This is a genomic window from Cellulomonas sp. P5_C5, assembly GCF_054049655.1.
Window position 1 is genome coordinate 320,496 of the sequence record NZ_JBFULY010000002.1, and the last position, 19,508, is coordinate 340,003.

Annotated in this window: 17 protein-coding genes and 1 tRNA gene; 7 read left to right on the top strand and 11 right to left on the bottom strand. The window is 72.2% G+C overall.

Annotated features, from left to right (window positions below):
• The first annotated feature begins 111 nt into the window (after positions 1–111).
• The 4 genes from ACXJKF_RS03325 to ACXJKF_RS03340 all read left to right on the top strand — a co-directional run bounded on the left by ACXJKF_RS03325 (position 112) and on the right by ACXJKF_RS03340 (position 2,618).
• Positions 112–888, top strand: coding sequence for a TetR/AcrR family transcriptional regulator (locus ACXJKF_RS03325; protein WP_456786316.1), 777 nt, complete (start codon positions 112–114; stop codon positions 886–888).
• Positions 889–1,018: 130 nt separating this feature from the next.
• Positions 1,019–1,095 (top strand) — tRNA-Arg (locus ACXJKF_RS03330).
• 15 nt (positions 1,096–1,110) lie between these two features.
• Positions 1,111–1,557 (top strand): HNH endonuclease, encoded by a 447-nt coding sequence (locus ACXJKF_RS03335; protein WP_456786317.1) that lies wholly within the window; start codon positions 1,111–1,113, stop codon positions 1,555–1,557.
• A gap of 23 nt (positions 1,558–1,580) precedes the next feature.
• Positions 1,581–2,618, top strand: a complete 1,038-nt coding sequence (locus tag ACXJKF_RS03340) for a hypothetical protein (RefSeq protein ID WP_456786318.1) — start codon at positions 1,581–1,583, stop codon at positions 2,616–2,618.
• A gap of 284 nt (positions 2,619–2,902) precedes the next feature.
• Here the strand turns inward: ACXJKF_RS03340 and ACXJKF_RS03345 are convergent, their stop codons facing one another.
• The 9 genes from ACXJKF_RS03345 to ACXJKF_RS03385 all read right to left on the bottom strand — a co-directional run bounded on the left by ACXJKF_RS03345 (position 2,903) and on the right by ACXJKF_RS03385 (position 12,721).
• Positions 2,903–3,877, bottom strand: coding sequence for a glycoside hydrolase family 113 (locus tag ACXJKF_RS03345; protein WP_456786319.1), 975 nt, complete (start codon positions 3,875–3,877; stop codon positions 2,903–2,905).
• Between the two features lie 65 nt (positions 3,878–3,942).
• Positions 3,943–4,695: a uracil-DNA glycosylase gene (locus ACXJKF_RS03350; RefSeq protein ID WP_456786320.1), complete on the bottom strand. Its 753-nt coding sequence runs from the start codon at positions 4,693–4,695 to the stop codon at positions 3,943–3,945.
• A gap of 69 nt (positions 4,696–4,764) precedes the next feature.
• Positions 4,765–6,267: a cellulose binding domain-containing protein gene (locus tag ACXJKF_RS03355; RefSeq protein ID WP_456786321.1), complete on the bottom strand. Its 1,503-nt coding sequence runs from the start codon at positions 6,265–6,267 to the stop codon at positions 4,765–4,767.
• Between the two features lie 157 nt (positions 6,268–6,424).
• The gene (locus ACXJKF_RS03360) at positions 6,425–7,864 is read right to left on the bottom strand and encodes a glycoside hydrolase family 16 protein (RefSeq protein ID WP_456786322.1); all 1,440 of its coding nucleotides are present in this window, start codon (positions 7,862–7,864) and stop codon (positions 6,425–6,427) included.
• A 262-nt stretch (positions 7,865–8,126) separates the two neighbouring features.
• Positions 8,127–8,609: a TIGR00725 family protein gene (locus ACXJKF_RS03365; RefSeq protein ID WP_456786323.1), complete on the bottom strand. Its 483-nt coding sequence runs from the start codon at positions 8,607–8,609 to the stop codon at positions 8,127–8,129.
• Positions 8,610–8,621: 12 nt separating this feature from the next.
• Positions 8,622–9,242, bottom strand: coding sequence for an L-threonylcarbamoyladenylate synthase (locus tag ACXJKF_RS03370; RefSeq protein WP_456786324.1), 621 nt, complete (start codon positions 9,240–9,242; stop codon positions 8,622–8,624).
• A gap of 10 nt (positions 9,243–9,252) precedes the next feature.
• Positions 9,253–9,609: a nucleotide pyrophosphohydrolase gene (locus ACXJKF_RS03375; RefSeq protein WP_456786325.1), complete on the bottom strand. Its 357-nt coding sequence runs from the start codon at positions 9,607–9,609 to the stop codon at positions 9,253–9,255.
• Positions 9,606–11,657 carry an elongation factor G gene (locus ACXJKF_RS03380; protein ID WP_456786326.1) on the bottom strand — a complete coding sequence of 684 codons (2,052 nt, stop codon included), beginning with the start codon at positions 11,655–11,657 and terminating at the stop codon, positions 9,606–9,608. Before ACXJKF_RS03380 ends, ACXJKF_RS03375 begins: the two co-directional genes overlap by 4 nt.
• 95 nt (positions 11,658–11,752) lie before the next feature.
• Positions 11,753–12,721, bottom strand: a complete 969-nt coding sequence (locus tag ACXJKF_RS03385) for an FKBP-type peptidyl-prolyl cis-trans isomerase (protein ID WP_456786327.1) — start codon at positions 12,719–12,721, stop codon at positions 11,753–11,755.
• Between the two features lie 349 nt (positions 12,722–13,070).
• Here ACXJKF_RS03385 and ACXJKF_RS03390 point away from each other — a divergent pair, with 349 nt between their 5' ends.
• The 3 genes from ACXJKF_RS03390 to ACXJKF_RS03400 all read left to right on the top strand — a co-directional run bounded on the left by ACXJKF_RS03390 (position 13,071) and on the right by ACXJKF_RS03400 (position 16,540).
• Positions 13,071–13,649 carry a DUF4956 domain-containing protein gene (locus ACXJKF_RS03390; RefSeq protein WP_456786328.1) on the top strand — a complete coding sequence of 193 codons (579 nt, stop codon included), beginning with the start codon at positions 13,071–13,073 and terminating at the stop codon, positions 13,647–13,649.
• Positions 13,646–14,431: a polyphosphate polymerase domain-containing protein gene (locus ACXJKF_RS03395; RefSeq protein ID WP_456786329.1), complete on the top strand. Its 786-nt coding sequence runs from the start codon at positions 13,646–13,648 to the stop codon at positions 14,429–14,431. Before ACXJKF_RS03390 ends, ACXJKF_RS03395 begins: the two co-directional genes overlap by 4 nt.
• A 63-nt stretch (positions 14,432–14,494) precedes the next feature.
• A complete protein-coding gene (locus tag ACXJKF_RS03400) occupies positions 14,495–16,540 on the top strand; it encodes a CotH kinase family protein (RefSeq protein ID WP_456786330.1) in 2,046 nt (681 codons plus the stop codon).
• A 253-nt stretch (positions 16,541–16,793) separates the two neighbouring features.
• Here the strand turns inward: ACXJKF_RS03400 and ACXJKF_RS03405 are convergent, their stop codons facing one another.
• Together ACXJKF_RS03405 and ACXJKF_RS03410 are read right to left on the bottom strand one after the other, a co-directional pair.
• On the bottom strand, positions 16,794–18,476 hold the full coding sequence (locus ACXJKF_RS03405) for an alpha-amylase family protein (RefSeq protein ID WP_456786331.1): 1,683 nt from the start codon (positions 18,474–18,476) through the stop codon (positions 16,794–16,796).
• A complete protein-coding gene (locus ACXJKF_RS03410; RefSeq protein ID WP_456786332.1) occupies positions 18,473–19,504 on the bottom strand; it encodes a TIGR03885 family FMN-dependent LLM class oxidoreductase in 1,032 nt (343 codons plus the stop codon). The genes ACXJKF_RS03405 and ACXJKF_RS03410 overlap by 4 nt, the downstream gene beginning before the upstream one ends.
• Positions 19,505–19,508 lie beyond the last annotated feature (4 nt).

Below are 19,508 nucleotides of genomic sequence, written 5' to 3' on the forward strand. Positions count from 1 at the left end.
CAGACGAAACGAGAGCGGTGCTCTCTGCTGTGAGCAATGCTCGCACAACTCGACGACGCAAGACAAGAGCAGTGCTCGCAGTTTTCCGACGGAGCAGGCACACTGGCGTCCGTGACCGAGCAGACGACCCCGCCGCGCGCAGACGACCGCGCCACGGCCGGGCCGACGAGGTCGCCGCTGGGTGCCCGCGACCGCGCGCGCGCCGAGGTGATGTCCGAGCTGCTCGCCGCGGCACGCGCCCGCCTCGAGAGCGAGGGGTCGGCCGCGCTGAGCCTGCGCGCCGTCGCCCGCGACCTCGGCATGGCGTCGTCGGCGGTCTACCGCTACGTCCCGTCGCGCGACGCGCTGCTCACCCTGCTGATCATCGAGGCGTACGACGCCGTCGGAGAGGTCGCGGAGAAGGTCGTGGCCCGGTCCGACGGGGCCGACGCCGCGCAGACCTGGCTGGACGTCGCGCGCGCCGTGCGGCAGTGGGCCCTCGACCAGCCGTACTCGTTCGAGCTCATCTACGGCACCCCCGTCCGCGGCTACCGCGCCCCGGACGACACCGTGCGATCGGCCGTGCGGGTGTGGGGCGTCATCATCGGCCTGCTCCTGTCGGCGCACGGCCACGGCACCCTCGACCCGGCCGGACCCGACTTCGACCCCACCGGCCGGATGGCCCCCGAGGCCCTCGCCACCGCCGGCTTCACCGACCCGACGACCGTGCCCCCCGAGGTGGCCCGCATCGCGATCCGGTCGGCGACCCTGTTCACGTCGCTCATCGGTGCGATCTCCGTCGAGCTGTTCGGCCACCTGCACCACGTCGCCGCCGACCACGCACGGTTCTTCGACGTCACCATCGCGACGTCGGCCGCGGGCGTCGGGCTGCGCATCACGCTGGACTGACCAGGAAATCAGTGGCCCGACCGCCCGCCGGGACCGCACCCTGGTGCCCGCGGGCGCAGGTCGCCGGCGGGTCCGCGACGGTCCCGCCTCGGGGGGTTCGACTCCTCCGCCCGCGACCACACACCCGTCCGCCCCGCTAGCTCAACAGGACAGAGTGCCGGCCTACGACGCCGGAGGCTGCTGGTTCGACTCCAGCGTGGGGCACCACCGAAAGGGTCGACGATGGCGGGAGTACTCGTCCTCAACGCGGGCTACGAGCCCCTCCAGCGCGTCTCGCTCGCGCACGCCGTCCGCATGCTCCACCGTCGGGTGGCGGTCGTCGAGGTCGCGGTCGACGGCCGCACGTTCGGCCCGTACCCGCTGCCTGCCGTGCTGCGCCTGGTCCGCTACGTGCAGATGCGCTGGCGTCACCGGGCGGGCGTGCCGACGTGGTCGCGCCCCGGGATGCTCGCGCGCGACGGCCACCGCTGCGCGTACTGCGGCACCGCGGGCGCGCTGACCGTCGACCACGTGCTGCCCCGCAGCCGCGGCGGGACGAGCTCGTGGCTCAACACGGTCGCCGCGTGCGCCGACTGCAACCACCACAAGCGCGACCGCACGCCCGCGGAGGCGGGGATGCGGCTGCGCGTCGAGCCGAGGGTGCCGACGCACCTGGAGCTGCTCACGTAGCCGGCCTCAAGCAACAGGTCACAGTGGTCGACACCATCAGCATGGACGTGGACGCGTGGATCGACCGGGGCCGTGCGGGCGTCGGGAAGTGGCGCGACGACCAGCGGCAGCGCTCGGTGCAGCGGCTGCCGCTGGTCCAGGTCCGGGTCCGCGAGCAGGTCGCGGTGCCGCTGCCGTCGGCCGAGATCTGGCGCTTCATCAGTGACCCCGCGAACGACGGACCGATCGTCGGCGGCGCGCACGTCCGGACGTTCGTCGTGCCCGGGACACCCGCGGGTGCCGTCGGAGAGGTGCAGTGCATGGTCCTGCGCCGTCCGGACGGCTCCTGGGCCGGGCTGCTCCAGCAGGTGGTCGAGCGCGTCGACGGGGTCCGGCTGGCCGGCCGGGCGCTGAGCCTGGGATACCGGCACCTGGAGACGGCGACGGTCGCCGACGGGCTGCTGACCTGGGAGGCCGTCGTCGAGACGCGGCAGCTGCGCGCCGGCCAGGTGCAGGCGATCGTGCAACGCACCGTCGTCGAGCACCTCGACCGGATCGCCGTGCTCCTGCGTGGTGAGGTGCCGCGCGAGCAGGCGGTGCCCTTCGTGACGTCGTGCACCGACGGCAGCGCCATCGTCGACGTCGACGTCACGGTCAGCGTCGACCTGCGCGTGCCGGCCGAGGTCGTGTGGGCGCACCTGCGTGACGCCCGGACCGTCGCGCTCGCGTCCTCGGACCCGACCGCGACGAGCTTCACGGTGCCCGGCTCCCGCCAGGGCGAGGTGGGCGAGCTGGTCTGCGTGATCACCGGGACGCCTGACGGTGGGCGGGCCGCGACGTTCCAGCAGGTCGTCGGAGAGGAGCCCGGGCGCGCGGTCGTCACCCGCGCGCTGTCGGTCGTCGCCGAGCACGCCTGGGAGCGGGCGCTGCACGTCGAGGCCCTGCCGGACGGTTCCCGGGTCGTCCACCGCGTCCGGGTCCCCGTGCACCGGCGGCAGGTCGCCGCGACCCGGGCCGCCTGGACCGCGGACGCGCAGCGGTACCTCGGCGCGATCGAGGCGGCGCTCGTCGCAACTGCGTGACGCCGTCGCTCAACCGGTCCGGCGGACGCGTCGATGGGTGCGTCGACCGGTACGGCAACCCCGCGGACCAGCCGACATCCGTCGGCGGCATCGTCTTCGGGGTCTGCGCGGTGTCGACCCTCGCCCTGTGGGCCTGGAACCGTCGGGTGCGCGCGGGTCGCCCCGGGCAGTCGTGGGGCAAGAAGGTGGTCGGTCTGACGTCGCGCACCACGTCGACGGCATCTTCTACCTCGGCTACCTGTGGCCGTTGTGGGACGGCAAGTGTCAGACGTTCTCGGACAAGCTCACGAAGTCGGTCGTAGCGCGGTGACGTCGGTGCGCAGCGCGTCCGCGTAGGCGGTGCGCACCACGCCCTCGGCGGCCTTGTCGAACATGCAGTAGTCGTCGTCGGTCGCTGCGGCGGCCTCGTCGTACAGCTTCGCCGGCCAGTCCCAGAGCATGAAGCCGCGTACCCAGTCGCGACGGGCGCTCGCCGTGAACGCCGCCTCGTACCAGTCCACCTGCGCCTGCTCGGACGGGGCGCCGCGCAGGTTCCAGTCGTTGGGCAGGGCGGGGGAGCCGACGCGGCTGGGGCAGCCGGCCTCCATGAAGAAGAACGGCTTGCCGAAGGCGGCGACGACGGGCTCGATGCGGTCGAGCTGGTTCTCCCAGTCGTCGACGGGGTAGTAGCCCGACGACGAGATGACGTCGACCGCGTCCCACCAGCCGACGTGGTCCTCCTGGTACTTGTCGCAGTTGTACGTGACGAGGCCGTCGTAGACCGCCCGGACCTCCGCGATCAGCGCGCGCCACTCGGCGTCGCGGCGGTCCGTCTGCACCATCTCGCAGCCGATGCAGAGCATCTCGGCACCCTCCTCGGCCGCGATGCGCGCGTGGTGGACGATGAACTCGGTGTAGCTGGCGAACCACTCGGACCACTTCGGCTCCGGGGGGACGTCGATGTCGAAGAAGTTGATGTGCGCGCGCCACGTCCCGTTCCGGACGTTGACGACGGGCTTCAGGCACACCTTCAGGCCACGGGCCTTGGCCTGCCGGACCGCCCACCGCACCTCGTCGTCGGTGACCGTCGGGCGGTCCCGGAACTGGATCTGGGTCGACTGCGGGGTGTCCTGCAGGGCGCTGAGGGTGATCGCGGTCCAGTTGACGCCGAGCCGCTCGACCATGAGGTCCATGGACCGCTCGGCGTCCGGACCGCCCCACGTCCCCCGCACACCGGTCCAGCCCCACGTCATGCCTGCCACGTAGCCGAGGTCGCCCACGCCATCTCCTTCGATCGCCGAGGAGGGACAGCCTAGACTTTCTTAGTCCGACGAACAAAGTGACGTCAGGCGTGGAGCAACGTCCGCGCACGCACGAGGATCGCGTCCAGCATGTCCGGGGTCAGCCGGCCGGTGAAGGTGTTCTGCTGGCTGACGTGAAAGCAGCCGAGCAGCACCAGCTCGGCACCGTCGGGCCCGGCGAGCACCAGCTCCACGCCGTGGCCGAACGCGGGCCGCGGGCGAGGCACCGCCCAGCCCTGCTCGGCGAGCGTCGTCAGCAGCGCCTGCCACCCGAACCCGCCGAGCACGACGACGACCCGCGGGCGGACCAGCGACAGCTCCCGGCCGAGGAACGGCCCGCACGTCCGGCGCTCCTGCGGGGTGGGTGCGTTGCCCGGCGGTGCGCACCGGACCGGGGCCGTGACGCGGATGTCGGTGAGGGTCAGGCCGTCGTCGCGGGCGGTGGACGTCGCCTGCGACGCGAACCCGGTCCGGTGCATCGCCGCGAACAGGAAGTCGCCCGACCGGTCGCCCGTGAACATCCGGCCGGTGCGGTTGGCGCCGTGCGCGGCCGGGGCCAGCCCGACGACGAGCACCGACGCCCCCGGATCACCGAAGCCCGGGACCGGCCGGGCCCAGTACGTCTCGTCGCGGAACGCCGCCCGCTTCTCGACGCCGACCAGCTCCCGCCACGCGACGAGCCGCGGGCACGCACGGCACCGGGGGACGACGGCGTCCAGCGCCGCGAGGTCCTCCGCCTGGGCGGCGGCGCGGACGACGTCGTCGGGGGTCGTCGGCACCCCGAGCGCATCGTCCACACCCAGCACCGTACGACCGACGGCCCCGACCGCGGGTCGCGGTCAGGGCCGTCGAGGTGTTCCTGCCGGTCAGGTCGCCGAGCAGGGCAGCGCGCCGTTCCCGGGCGGGGTGCCGGTGCCGAGGAAGCCGAACGCCGTGGTCCGGCCGGTGGTCAGGGTCCCGTTCCAGGCCACGTTCGCGAAGGTCAGCAGCTGGCCGGACGTCGTGACGTCGGTCGACCAGGCCTGCGTGAGCGCCCCGCCCGTGGACAGCGTGAGGGTCGTCCTCCACCGGCTGATCGCGGTGAGCGCGGTGACCTCGACCGAGGCCTGGTAGCCGCCGGGCCACGTGCCGCCGACCGTGAGCTTCGCCGTGCACCCGTTCGACGCGGACGTCGGCGTCGGGATCGGCGTGGGCGTCACGGTGGGCTTGGGTGTCGGGGAGGCCGTCGGCGTCGGGGTGGCCGTGGCCGTCGGTGTCGGGGTCGGCCCGCCGCCGAGGGGGAGCGACTTGAGGTGGCTGGTGAGCTGGGCGGCGATCACCTTGTCGTCGGCGACCGACGGGTGCCAGTGGCAGCCGGCGTAGTCGAGACCCTCGTTGCCGTAGTACCAGTACGTGACGCGGCTGTCGCCGGCGGCCTGCTCCTCCCGCACGACCCGCTGCGCCAGGTCCGCCAGGTCGGTGCCGGTGGACACGTAGGTCGCGCTGACGACGATGGACGTGTCGGCCCCGTAGCGCGCCCGCAGGGTGTCGATGAACCCGTGGTACGCGGTGACCCACGCCTCTCGCAGCGCGGCCGGGGTCGCCCACGCCTCGTTGCTGTTGAGCGCGGTGGAGAAGTCGTTGATCCCGAGCCCGACGACGACGGCGTCCGGGTCCCAGCCGGCCGGTGGGGTCACTGAGTCGACGACGAACGGGAGGGTGCGCTCGTAGTAGGTGCGGAAGCTGGTGCCCGGCTCGCCACCGGCGTAGTTGCGCACCATGCCGCGGCCCGAGAACGCGTTGATCTGGTAGTCCGCACCGAGCGCCCGGGCGGTCACGGCGCCGAACGACAGGTCGGCGTTGGTGGTCCGGGTGACCTGGTCGCCGGTGCAGTCGCGGCTGGTCGAGGTGTTTCCGTAGCCGGCCGTGTAGGAGTCGCCGACGAACTCGAGCTGCAGGTCACGCGCCGGCGGGGCGGACAGGATGACGCTGCCGTCGACCGGGACGAAGCCGCCGAACGTGCTGGTCGCCCACGGCACCTCGCTGCGCTTCACCACGCGGACGGTGTGCTCGCCGTTCGACAGGCCCGTGATCCGGTGGGTGGTGCGGCCCGGTGTCACGAGCGTCGTGGCGGCGCCGCCGTCGACGGAGATCTCGTAGTCCCCGGTGGTGTCGTCGAGCACGATGCCGACGCCCGTGCCCCGGAACCGGCCCTCGAAGTAGACGCCGGGCCACGCGTGCTGCCAGGTGTCCCCGCTGACGGCGACGCGGCCTGCGGTGTGGACGGTGCTCGCGAGGCTCGAGGTGTCGGCGGCGCTGGCCGCTCCGGGGATCAGAGCCGCGCAGGTCGCGATCGCGGTGAGCGTCAAGGCAGCACGCAGTCGTCGCACGCCGGTTCCCTTCGTCGGGTGGGTGGCCGGCCGGACGGCTGCGGCGCGTTCCTTCGTAGCGTCCGGGAGACGCGCGGCGCACCGTGTGAAGCGCTTCGACGTCGAGCGGCCGACAGCCCCGGCGGACGAGTCCACCGGGGCTGTCGGGTGCCGTGCGCTACTTGCGGAAGACGAACGAGTCGACGTTCACGAAGTCCTGCGGCTGCCCGCTGGTGAACTTCAGGTACACCGTGTGCTTGCCGGTCACCTGCGCACCGACGTTCATCGCCAGGTTCTGCCACGTGCTCCAGCCCCCGGTGTTCCCGACCGCGACCTGCGCGACCGACCCGTTGCTGAGGCTGTCGAGCTTGACCTCGACCAGACCGCTGATGCCGCCGCCCGCTCCGGAGCCGGCCCGCACGACGACGTCCTTGGGCGACGTGGTGCCGAAGTCGACGTTGTTGTACTGGACCCAGTCACCGTTCGCGATGTAGCCGATCTCGGTGGCACCGGCGACGACGCCGGACTGCGCGTTGAACGACTCCGCCTCGATGGTGCTGAACGCGCTCCGGTTGGTCCCGCCGCCGGTCGACGTCGGGGACGGTGTTCCCGTCGGCGTCGCGGTGGTCGTCGGGTTTCCGCCGCCGCCCTTGGTGTAGACGGCCACGTAGTCGACGAGCATCGGCTTGCCGGAGACCGTGCTGCTGGTCGGGGTCGAGGAGCCGGCGACGCCGTTCGGGAACGCGCCGCCCATGGCCACGTTGAGGAGGATGAAGTAGCCCTCGTGGCTGGTCATGTCGCTCCAGTACTGGGCGCCGACCTGGTTCTGCGTGATGTTCAGGAAGTTCTGACCGTCGACGTACCAGCGCAGGATCTGCGGGCTGACGCTCGTGTCCCACTCGATCGCGTAGGTGTGGAAGTTGCCCTGGCAGCTGGTGGTCGGGCAGCTGCGGGTGGCGCCGAGGCCGTTGGTCTCGTTGCACGGGCCGCCGGGGTTCACGCCGCAGTGCAGCGTGCCCCAGACCTGGTTCAGGCCGTTGACGTTCTCCATGATGTCGAGCTCGCCGATGCCCGGCCAGTTCCAGTAGTTGCCGCGGTACGGGGAGCCCAGCGCCCAGAACGCCGGCCAGTAGCCCGCGGCGGAGGCGCCGGTGACGTCGGGCATCGCGATACGGCCCTCGATGCGCAGGACGCCGCCCGACGGGGGCTTGAAGTTGGTCCGCTTCGTCTCGATGCGCGCCGACGTCCAGGACCCGTTGCTGGCCTTGACGGGCGTGATCTTCAGGTTGCCCGAACCGTCGAGCCCGATGTTCTGAGAGCTCGTCGTGTACGTCTGGATCTCGCCGGTGCCGAAGTTGGCGGGGCCGCCCGAGTACTGCGTGCCGGTGGTGAAGAGCCAGTTGTTCGACGACGGCAGCTGACCGGCGGAGCCGGTGAAGTCGTCGCTCCACTGCAGCGACCAGCCCGACGGCGTCGTCGGGACGGCCGCGTTCGCGTTGGCGGCGACGAGGGTGGTGGCGGCGAGGACGGTCGCGGCCGCTCCCGCGATGATCGTGCGGCGGCGACGGTGCCGCTGGGAACCCGGTGCCTGCGTCCGCACCGTTGCGTCAGGTGTCACGTGCAACAACCTCCGGTGTGCCAAGAGGGTCATGGCGACCAGGGGGGTCCGACCGCCATGTCGGAGCGCTTCCACTCCACTGAAAGCGGCGCCGGGGGTTGTTTCTAGTGGGTTAAAGAAGTGGCTGTCAATCACTCGTCAGTGGCAGTCGTTCAGCCCTTTTCTGGGCTGTATCGGTACACCTTGGCGGGCTGTATCGGTCAATACGAGCGCGCTGTATCGGTAATGTACGAATGCCTTCCGGAAGTGCCATTCCTGCAGGTCAGGGCTCTTCGGAAAGCATGGCGTCGAGCAGGTCGAGCGCCTCGTCGACCGACGACACCGCCCGCGGTCCGCCGGCGATCTCCTGCCCGTCCTGCGTGGTCAGGACCCAGCCGCGAATCCCGATCACGGGCCTGCCGGCGCGCACGGCGAGCGCTATCTCGCTGAGCGTTCCCCAGGACCCGCCGACGCCCACGACGACGTCGCTCGACCGCACCAGCAGACCGTTGCGCAGCTCGCCCAGGCCTGTCGGGACGGCGACCGTGACGTGCGGGTTGGCGTCGGCCCGATCGCTCCCGGGCAGCAGGCCGAGGACGGTGCCGCCGGCGCTCGCGGCCCCCCGCGCGACGGCCTCCATGACCCCGCCKAGCCCGCCGCAGACGACGACGTGCCCGCGCTGCGCGAGCCCGCGGCCGAGCGCCTCGGCGTCACCCAGCTCGCACTCGTCGGCCGACGACGGCCCGACCACGCCGACGTACGCCACGCTCGGCTCCTGTCAGCTGAAGCGGTCCGGGTCTCCGGCGCCCACCCGGACGACCTCCGGGGCGCCGTCCGTCCAGTCGACCACCGTGGTCGGCTCGGTGCCGCAGTCGCCGGCGTCGACCACGGCGTCGAGCGCCAGGTCCAGCTCCTCCTTGATCTGCCAGCCCTCGACCATCGGCCACTCGGCACCGGGCATCAGCAGGGTGCTGGACAGGAGGGGCTCGCCCAGCTCGCGCAGGATCGCCTGGGCCACCGGATGGTTCGGGATGCGCACGCCGACGGACCGCTTCTTCGCGTGCGCCAGCCGCTTGGGCACCTCGGGGGTCGCCAGCAGGATGAACGTGTACGGCCCGGGCGTCGCCGACTTGATGGCGCGGAAGGCGCTGTTGTCCAGGTGCACCAGCTGCCCCAGCTGCGCGAAGTCGGCGCAGATCAGCGTGAAGTGGTGCCGGTCGTCGAGGTGCCGGATCGCGCGGATGCGGTCGGCCCCGGCGTGGTTGTCGATCCGGGAACCGAGCGCGTAGCAGGAGTCCGTGGGGTAGGCGATGACCGCGTCCTTGCGGAGCAGCTCGACCACCTGCGCGATCGACCGCGGCTGGGGGTTCTCGGGGTGGACGTCGAAGTACCGGGCCATGGGGACGAGGCTACGGCTTGTGGGGTGCGACGCCACGGACGGAGTCGGCAGCGAACCGGCGGTGGGAGTCGGCGAGCTTGGTCCGCGCGGCCTCGCCCAGGTCGACGCCGAGCACGTCCGCCAGGCACACCAGGTAGACGAGGACGTCGGCCATCTCCTCGGCGACGCGCGCGTGCCGGTCCGGCGCAGAGAACCGTGCGACGGCCTCGTCGGCGGGCACCCACTGGAACAGCTCCGCCAGCTCGCCGACCTCGCCGACGAGCGCGAGGATCACCGACTTCGGGTCGTGGAACTGCTGCCAGTCACGCTCGGTGCTGAACTCGCGGACCAGGCGGGTCAGCTCCGCGAGCTCGCGCTCAGCACTCACGCGGGGACCAGGTGGTCGGGGCAGACCTCGAACCGGTCGGGCTCGATGGTCAGCTCCGCGCGGCCGCCGGTGATCGAGCGCAGGTCCAGCACGTACCGGGCCAGCTCGGCCTCCGGCACCGACGCCTCGATGAGCACCAGGCCGTCGTCGAGGGACGTGGTCGCGTTGATGTGCCCGCGGCGGGCGGACAGGTCGCTCATCACGTCGCCCTGCGCGGCCATCGGCACGGTGACGGACACGTGGCTGATCGGTTCGAGGACCGTCGTGCCCGCGGCGTGCAGCGCGTCGCGGACCCCGGTCGCGGCGGCCGTCCGGAACGCCATGTCGGAGGAGTCGACCGAGTGCGACTTGCCGTCGTAGACCTCGACGCGCAGGTCCACCACGGGGTACCCGTGCGGCCCGCCGGAGGCCATCGCCTCGACGACGCCCTTGTGCACCGCCTGGACGTAGGTGCGCGGGATCGCGCCGCCGACGATCGCGTCGACGAACTCGAACCCGGACCCGCTGGGCAGCGGGGACACCCGCAGCTGCACCACGGCGAACTGCCCGTGCCCGCCCGACTGCTTCTTGACCTTGCCCTCGGCCTCGACCGGCCGCCGGATCGTCTCCCGGTACCCGACCGGCACCGGGGAGGTGCTGACGTGCACCCCGAACACCCGGGCCAGCCGCTCCAGGGCCACGGTCAGGTGCGTGTCGCCGAGGCCGCGCAGGACAGTGCTGTCGCCCGAGCGGTCGACGCGCAGCGTCGGGTCCTCGGCGGTGAGCCGGGTCAGGGCGGCGGAGAGGCGGTCGTCGTCGGACTGCGTGAGCGGTGCCAGAGCCAGGGCGAACACCGTGGCCCGCTCGCGCGGGGGCCGGGCGGTCATCGACGCGCCCGGCCCGGTCCGTTCCGCCAGCAGGGTTCCCGACGGGGTGCCCGTGAGCTTCGCGACGGCGCCGATCTGGCCCGCCGGCACCGCGTCGACCGGCAGGTGCTCCTTGCCGCGCAGCCGGAACAGGCCCGGGATGCGCTCCTCCGTGCGGGTCGCGGTGTTGAGCAGCCGGTCGCCGTTGCGGACCGTGCCGGACAGCACCCGGAACATGGTGACCTGGCCGACGAACGGGTCCGCGAGCGTCCGGAACGCGTACAGCAGCGTCGGGCCGGCGGGGTCGGCGGCGACCTCGACCTCCGTCCTGCCGGCCTGCACCCGTGCCGTCCGGTCCGCCGGCGACGGGCCCAGCTCGCACAGCAGGTCCGCGAGCCGGTCGACGCCCACGCCGGTGACCCCCGACGCCATGAGGACCGGGAACGCCTCGCCGGCCAGGACCTCGTGCGCGAGCGTGCTCTCCAGCTCCTGCGTCGTGGGCACCTCGCCCGACAGGTACCGCTCGAGCTGGTCGTCGTCGTGGGCGACGATCTCCTCGGTGATCTCGTCGTGCAGGCGGTGCTCCTCGTCGGCGAGCCCGGCCGGCAGCGCCTCCGCGTGGTGGTGACCCTCGCCGTCGTACGCGAGGCCCTCCTCGCTGAGCACGTCGGCGACGCCCGTGAACGCCGTCTCCTCACCCAGCGGCAGCTCCAGGGGGACCAGGCCGTCGCCGAACGCCGCGCGCAGGTCCGCCAGCACGTGCCGGAAGTCCGCGCGCGCCTTGTCCTCCTTGGTCACGACGACCATCCGCGGCACCCCGGCGTCGGCCGCGAGCCGCCACGCCGCGTGGGTGCCGGCCTGCACCCCGTCGACCGCGCTGACGACGACCAGCGCCAGGTCCGCCGCGGCGAGCGCCGCGTCGACCGACCCCGCGAAGTCCGCCGACCCGGGGGTGTCCAGGAGCGTCACGTCGTACGCGTTGCCGTCCGTCGCGGTCCACGGAAAGGGGGCGACGCCGAGGCCCAGGGAGATGCCGCGCGCGATCTCTTCCGGCTCGTGGTCGCTCACCGTCGAGCCGTCCTCGACGCGACCGGTCCGGGTCAGGACCCCGGCGCGGTGCAGCAACGCCTCGGTCAGGGTGGTCTTGCCCGAGCCGACGGCGCCCAGCAGCGCCACGGTGCGGATCCTCGGCGACGCTGCCATGGCCTCTCCCCGTCCAGGGTTTGCTCTCTGGACACCCTAGGACGCCACGAGCCCGGGACGCGAGGCGTCCCGGGCTCGTGCTGTGCAGCGGTCTGTCAGGAGGCCGCGAGGATGTCCACGACGAAGATCAGCGTGGAGTTCGCCGGGATGGACTCGCTGGCCTGGTCGCCGTAGCCCTTGTCCGGCGGGACCACGAGCAGCACCTGGCTGCCGACGGTCTGGCCGGCGAGGCCCTCGGTCCAGCCCGGGATGACCGCGTTCAGCGCGAACGTCGCCGGCTCACCGCTGTCGAAGGACGACTCGACGGGCGTGCCGTCCCAGAGGAACAGGCTGTAGTTCACGGTGAGCGTCTGGTCCGCCGTGACCTCGTCGCCGGTGCCCTTGATGAGCGGCTGCACGACGAGCGTCGTGGGCGGGTCGCCGGCGACCGGCGTCACCGTCGGCTTGCCGTCGGCGTCCAGCGTGACCGTCGGCAGGCCGGCGGCGGGCGTCACGGCCTGGCCCTCGGGACCGGCGAGCGGCTTCGGGGTGTCCTTGGCCTCGACGACCTCGCCGACGACCACGTTCGTGACGGGGGCCGCCGTGGCGCCCTCCTCGGCGGTGCCGGGGATGGCGAAGAGGATGCGGACGCCGACCTTCTGGCCGACGAGCGCGTCGTGCAGCTCGGGCAGCAGGGTGTCGTCGGCGACGATCTTCTCGGGGGCGGTCGAGTACGTGTCGCCCAGCTCGCTGCCGTCCGCACCGCTGACGGCCGTCGTCTCGATCGAGAGGGTCTGACCCTCCGTGATGACGTCGCCGTCACCCTCGTCGACCACGCGGACCGTGAGGGCGCTGACCTCGAACGGCGTCTCGGGGAGCGTGATGGTGGGCTTGCTGCCGGGGTCGCCCTCGACCTCGACCTTCGCCAGCGCGGCGGCGTCGGCGGGGTTCGCGGTCGACGCCGACGACGAGGACGGCGACGGGTCGTCGGCGGAGCCGCCGGAGCACGYGGTCAGCGCGAGGCCGAGGGACAGGGTCAGGGCTGCTGCGGCGAGGCCGCGGCGGGCGGTGGTCGTGCGGCGCACGAGGGTCCTCCGTCGGGTTCGGGTCCCGCCCGGGGAGGCGGCGGACCTCGGCACGGTACGCGAGATTGCTGGGAGTCCGCTGGGTGAGCCGGTGGGTGAGCGGAACGAAACGGTTCAGACGCCCGGGTCGCCCGAGCCGCCGCGGATGGTCGCGATCCGGGGCGGAGGCCAATGTTGTGACGATAAAGCGCCGCGCGAATACGGGTAGCAATCGTTATCGATAACGATATGGAAATCGTTTAGCGCATTGACCAGATGTGGCGCCCGCCCCAGGCTCCCCAAGTGTTTCCACCACGTTCGTCCGGTGTTCACCGGCGACGTCCACGGGTCGCAGGGGGTCACTCTCGCCATGCCACAGCTCATGCTCATCGGTGCCGATCTGGTGGCGGTCGTCGTGCTCACCGGCGTCTACTTCCGGCGGCACCGCCGGCGCGACCTGGTCGTGGCGTTCATCGGCGTCAACGTCGGCGTGCTCGTCGTCGCGTCGTCGCTCGGGTCCGGGAACATCGGCGCCGGGCTGGGGCTCGGGCTGTTCGGGGTGCTGTCGATCATCCGGCTGCGGTCCACCGAGATCGACCAGCGGGAGGTCGCCTACTACTTCGCGGCGCTCGCCCTCGGGGTGCTCGGCGCGCTGCCCGGCACGGTGCTCTGGCACTCGCCCGCGCTCATGGCGCTGCTGCTGGTCGCGGTCGTCGTCGGCGACCACCCAAGGCTGCTGCGCCGCCACCAGCGCCAGGAGCTCGTGCTCGACGGGGCCCTGACGGACCACGTCGCCCTCGTCGCGCGGCTCGAACAGCTGCTCGGCGCCCGGGTGCACACCGTGTCGGTGCAGCGCGTCGACCTGGTCAACGACACCACCTGGGTGGACGTCCGCTACGAGACGCTGGCCCTGGCCAGCGGGCGGCGCCGGGTCGGGGTGGCCTCATGACCGCCACCGTCCTCGACACGCCCCTGAGCCGCCTCGCCCCGATGAGCCTCGACGAGCTCATCGAACGAGCAGGCCTGCAGACCCGCGTCGACCGCAAGTACCTCGTGCCCGTCGGCGAGGTCGACGTCCTGCTCGACCGCCTCGCGTCCCAGGCGCAGGTTCTCKACATCGGCGGGCAGCGGCTCTTCGACTACGAGTCCGTCTACTTCGACACCCCCGACCTGCTCGCGTACCACCTGGCCGCGCACCGCCGGCGGCGCCGGTTCAAGGTCCGGACCCGCAGCTACCTGGACTCCGCGCAGTGCTGGCTGGAGGTCAAGACACGCGGGCCGCGAGGCACCACCGTCAAGGAGCGCCTGCCGTACGACCTGCACGACCGGCACACCATCGCGCACGGACGCTGGTTCGTCTCCGGCGTGCTCGGCGCCCACGGGATCCGCGGCACGGACGGGCTCGACTTCGCGCCGACCCTGGTCACGCGGTACCTGCGCACGACGCTCTTCCTGCCGGAGACCGCGAGCCGTGTCACCGTCGACGTCGACCTCTCGTGGCACGACGGGCGCACCCCGCTGACCCTGCGCGGCGTCGCCGTCGTCGAGACCAAGACCGGCTCGACCGCGTCCGGCGCCGACCGCCTGCTCTGGGCCCACGGGCACCGGCCGCAGCGCATCTCGAAGTACGCGACCGGGCTGGCGGCGCTGCAGCCGGACCTGCCCGCGACGCGCTGGCGCCGCACCCTGCACCGCCACCTGCTGCCCTGCTCGACGACCACCCCGACCTGATCCGCCCGCCGCCCCCCGCTGTCGCCTCACCCGACCGATCCGCCTGACCGAGGAGTGCCGCTGATGTCACGCCCGATCCGAGTCGCCACCGCCGCCGTGCTGGCCGCGGCGCTCGCCCTCCCACTGCTCGGGTCGACGCCCGCGGTCGCTCCCGTGGCCGCCGCCGTCGCGGCCGGGGACGTCACGTTCTCCCGGCCCAGCGGCACGTTCACCGGCTCGGCGTCGGTGAGCCTGAGCACCACGGTCGCCGGTGCGCAGGTCCGCTACACGACGAACGGCAGCGCGCCGACGGCCTCGTCGACCGTGGCCTCCGGACCCGTGCAGCTGACCCGGAGCACCGAGGTCCGGGCGCAGGCGTTCGTCGGCGGGGTGGCGACGGGGGCTCCGGCGTCGGCGCAGTACGTCGCGACGAACGTCTCGACGGCCCACGACCTGCCCGTCCTCCTGCTCGACGCGTACGGCGGCGGGGCGGTCGGCGACGACTTCCGGTCGGTCGCGATCATGGAGTTCCAGCCGTCCGGTGGCACGACGTCGCTCMAGGCGACACCGACGCTCGCGGCCCGTGGCGGGTACCACCTGCGCGGGCAGTCGAGCCGGATGTTCGACAAGCTGCCCTACCGGCTGGAGCTGTGGGACGACACCGGCGACGACCTCGACCTGCCCTTCTTCGGCATGCCGGCGGAGTCCGACTGGGTGCTGCGCGGCCCGTTCGCGGACAAGTCGCTGGTCCGCGAGGCGCTCGTCTACGACCTGGGCCGCGCGATGGGTCTGGCGACGCCCCGGTACCGCCTGGTCGAGGTCTACGTGAACGACGACGCCAACCCCGTCGCCGCCAACGACTACCGCGGCGTCTACATGCTCGAGGAGACCATCAAGAACCAGAAGAACCGGCTGGACCTCAAGGGCCTCGACCCCGAGGACGTCACCCCGCCGAAGGTCGAGGGCGGCTACATCATGGCGTTCGAGTGGCTGGCCGCCAAGGAGCCCCGGCTCACCTGCACGGGCTCGCCCTGCTGGACCGACCTGGAGGTCAAGGACCCGGACGACCTCGTCCCGCAGCAGAGGGCGTACATCACCGGCTACGTCCAGAAGCTCAACGACGTGCTGCACAGCGCCGACCGCTTCAACCCCACCACCGGCTACCCCGCGTACGTCGACGTGGCCTCGTTCGTGGACTTCGCGATCATCAACGAGCTGAGCCGGGACCTCGACGCCTACTACCGGAGCCAGTACTTCTACAAGGACCGCGGGGGCAAGCTCACCGCCGGTCCGCTCTGGGACTTCGACCTGACCTTCGGGGTGGGCGGCTACTTCGGCAACGAGCAGGTGCAGGGCTGGCAGTACCAGCAGACGCGGCAGCCGATCGCGTTCGACTGGTTCACCGTGCTGATGCAGGACCCCGCCTTCGTCAACCAGGTCAAGGTCCGGTGGCAGGAGCTGCGCCGCAGCACCCTGTCCGACAACGAGCTGCGGACCCGGGTGAGCGGGCTGACCGCGCCGCTCAGCGGTGCCGCCGCACGCAACTTCACGCGGTACCCGAACCTCTCGACGCGGATGATCGGGCCGTTCATCACCTCGACCACCGGGACGTGGCAGGGGCAGGTGTCGGAGCTGCAGTCCTGGATGCTGCGCCGGGCCGCGTGGCTGGACACGTCGGCGGCATGGGGTGGTCCGACGACGCCGGTGACACCGACACCGACCCCCACGCCTTCACCCACGCCTTCGCCGACGCCGACTGCGTCACCGACGCCCACGCCGACACCGACTGCTTCGCCGACGCCCACGCCGACGCCCACGTCGGTCCCCGGGGGCGCCTGCTCAGCCACGTTCACCGCGGTCTCCCGCTGGAACGGCGGGTTCCAGGGCGAGGTCACGGTGACCGCAGGGTCCGCGCCGCTGACCGGCTGGGCGGTCACTCTTGCCCTGCCCGCGGGCGTGACGCTGAGCCAGTCGTGGAACGCGACGGTCACCGGCAGCGGATCGGCGCTCACGGCCCGCAACGTCACCTGGAACGGCTCGCTCGCGGCGGGCGGCCGCACGGCTTTCGGCTTCATCGCCAACTCAGCGACGGGCGCCGGCACCCCGACGCTCACCTGCGCAGCCGGCTGACCCCGGAAACCGAACCCGACATGGGTGCCGCCATCCTCGTCAATGACGGCACCCATGTCGGGTTCGCCCACGTTCCCCGGACGACCGAGCCATGGGTGCCATCAACCGGGGCCGATGCGGCAGCCATGGCTTGGTCGACGTGACGTGACCTCGACCCCGGCGGCCGCGTCCCGACCCCGCCGGGGCCGAACCGGGGGTTGGTGCCGTGAACCCGGGTCGATGCAGCAGCCATGACCGGTTCGACCATCGACGGTCAGAGCAGGCGGCGGTCGTTCTCGCGGACGACGCGGAGCCAGCGGTAGCCGTAGCCGTCGAGCTCGACCTCCGTGCGGCCGTGGGCGTCGATGGTGCACGAGCCGTCCTGGAGCAGGTCGACCAGCTCGACGGTGTCGTCGCAGTCGGCCAGCTTCAGCGGGACCATCACGGGCTCGGTGCCCAGGTTGTGCAGCGCGACGAGCGACCCGTCGTCCCAGGTGCTCCGGTGCGCGAGGACGGCGGCGTGCGGCTGGTCGAGGATCTCGGCGCGGGGCGTCCAGCCGAGCTCGGGGCACTCGCGGTACCGCCGGACCAGGAGCTGCACGAAGGTCAGGAGCGAGTCGGGGTCGCGACGCTGGTCGGCGACGTTCACGTGCTCGGGGGCGAACCCGCCCTCGGTGACCGGCCCGGACAGCGCGCGCTTCGGCGCCCGGGAGAACCCGCCGTTGAGCCCGGACGTCCACTGCATCGGGGTGCGGACCGCCAGCCGCCCCTCGGCCGCCAGGTTCTCGCCCATGCCGATCTCCTCGCCGTAGAACAGCACCGGGGTGCCGGGCAGGGAGAAGAGCAGCGAGTAGACCATCCGGAGGCGGCGCGGGTCGCCGCCGAGCATCGTCGGGAGGCGTCGGCGCAGGCCGCGGTCGTACAGCTGCATGTCGGGGTCGGGGCCGAAGGCGGCGAACACCTCCTGCTTCTCGTCCTCCGACAGCTTGTCCAGGGTGAGCTCGTCGTGGTTGCGCACGAACGTGGCCCACTGGGCGTCGTGCGGGATCTCCGGCCTCTGCTCCAGAGCCTTCGCGACGGGCCGCGCGTCCTGCCGGGCGAGGGCCAGGTACAGGTTCTGCATCCCGATGAAGTCGAACTGCAGGGTCAGCTCGTCGCTGTCGGCGCCGTCGCCACCGAAGTACTTCTGCTGCTCCGCGTACGGCAGGTTGACCTCGCCCATGAGGATCGCGTCGCCCACCCGCCGCGTGAGGAACGCCCGCAGCTCCTTGAGGAAGTCGTGCTTGTCCTCGACCTTGTCCCCGGGCGTCTTGGCGGCGTCGGCCAGGAAGAACGGCACGGCGTCCACGCGGAACCCGCTCAGGCCCAGCTCCGCCCAGTACCCGATGACCTTCGCTATCGCGTCCCTGACCTGCGGGTTCGCGGTGTTCAGGTCGGGCTGCTGGTGGTAGAAGGTGTGCCGGTACCACTCGCCGGTGGGGTCGTTCTTGGTCCAGATGCCCGTCTCCTTGTCGGGGAAGACGACCTTGTCCTTGGTCGACGGCGGCTTGTCCGTGCGCCAGACGTAGAAGTCGTGGAACGGGCTGTCCTTGGACTTGCGGGCGCTCTGGAACCACGGGTGCTTCTCGGACGTGTGGTTCACGACGAGGTCGACGATCACCCGGATCCCGCGGTCCTTCGCCGTGCGGATCGCCTCGACCAGGTCGCCGGCGTCGCCGAGGCGCGGGTCGACCCCGTAGAAGTCGGAGATGTCGTAGCCGTCGTCGTAGTCGGCCGTCGGGTAGAACGGCATGAGCCAGAGGCACGTGACGCCCAGGTCGGCCAGGTGGTCGATGCGCTGGACCAGGCCCGGCAGGTCGCCGATGCCGTCGTCGTTCCAGTCCATGAACGTCTCGACGTCCAGGCAGTAGATGACGGCGTTCTTCCACCAGAGGTCGCCGGTGTCGTGGATCCTCATGCGGTCACCTGCTTCAGCTGGGGGAGGAGGTGCTCGGCGGCCATGTCGACGAACGCGTCGAGCGTCGCGCTGCGGGGGGTGCTCGTGCGGGCGGCGTCGTCGTGCTTCTCGTCGCTCGGCGCGGGATCGGTCGCCACCTGGTGCAGATAGACCGCGTCGAAGCCGATGGCCACGAGCTCGCTGATGCGGTCCGCCAGGCGCGCCGGGTCGTGGTCGACCAGCACGCTGCGACGCAGGGCCTCGTCGCCGACGTGGGCGCCGAGGGAGTCGAACGCCTCGGGGGTGTCCAGGTCCCACGCGACCGGCGGACCGAACACCTGGCCGGCCATCTGGTCGCGCGCCACGGCCAGGGCGGTCTCCGCGTCGGGCGCCCACGACACGTGGACCTGCAGGTTCAGTGCGCCGCGCCCACCGGCGTCGCGATACTCCTGCACGACCTGCTTCAGGACGTCCGGCGACTGGTTGACCGTGACCAGGCCGTCGGCCCAGTCGGCGTGCGCGCGGGCCGTCGCGGGCGTCACCGCGGGGCCGATGAGCAGCGGCTTCTCGTCGGGAAGCGTCCACAGCTTGGCCCGGTCCACCGTGACCAGCCCGTCGTGCGTCACCTCCTCACCGTCGAGCAGCGCGCGGATGATCGCGACGCACTCCCGCAGGCGCGCGTCCCGCTCGGCCTTGGCCGGCCAGCGCCCGCCGGTGATGTGCTCGTTGACGTTCTCGCCCGAGCCCAGCGCGACCCAGAACCGTCCGGGGAACATCGCGGCCAGCGTCGCCGCGGCCTGCGCGATGATCGCCGGGTGGTACCGCTGGCCCGGTGCGTTCACCGCGCCGAGCGACAGCCCGGTCGTCGCCAGCGCAGCGCCGAGCCACGTCCAGGCGAACCCGGAGTGCCCCTGCCGGACCGACCAGGGTGCCCAGTGGTCCGAGCACATGGCTGCGTCGAACCCCGCCTGCTCCGCGCGCTGGGTGGCCGCGAGGAGCGCTGCGGGATGGACCTGCTCGTGCGAGTTGTGGATTCCGACGATGGTCATGGGG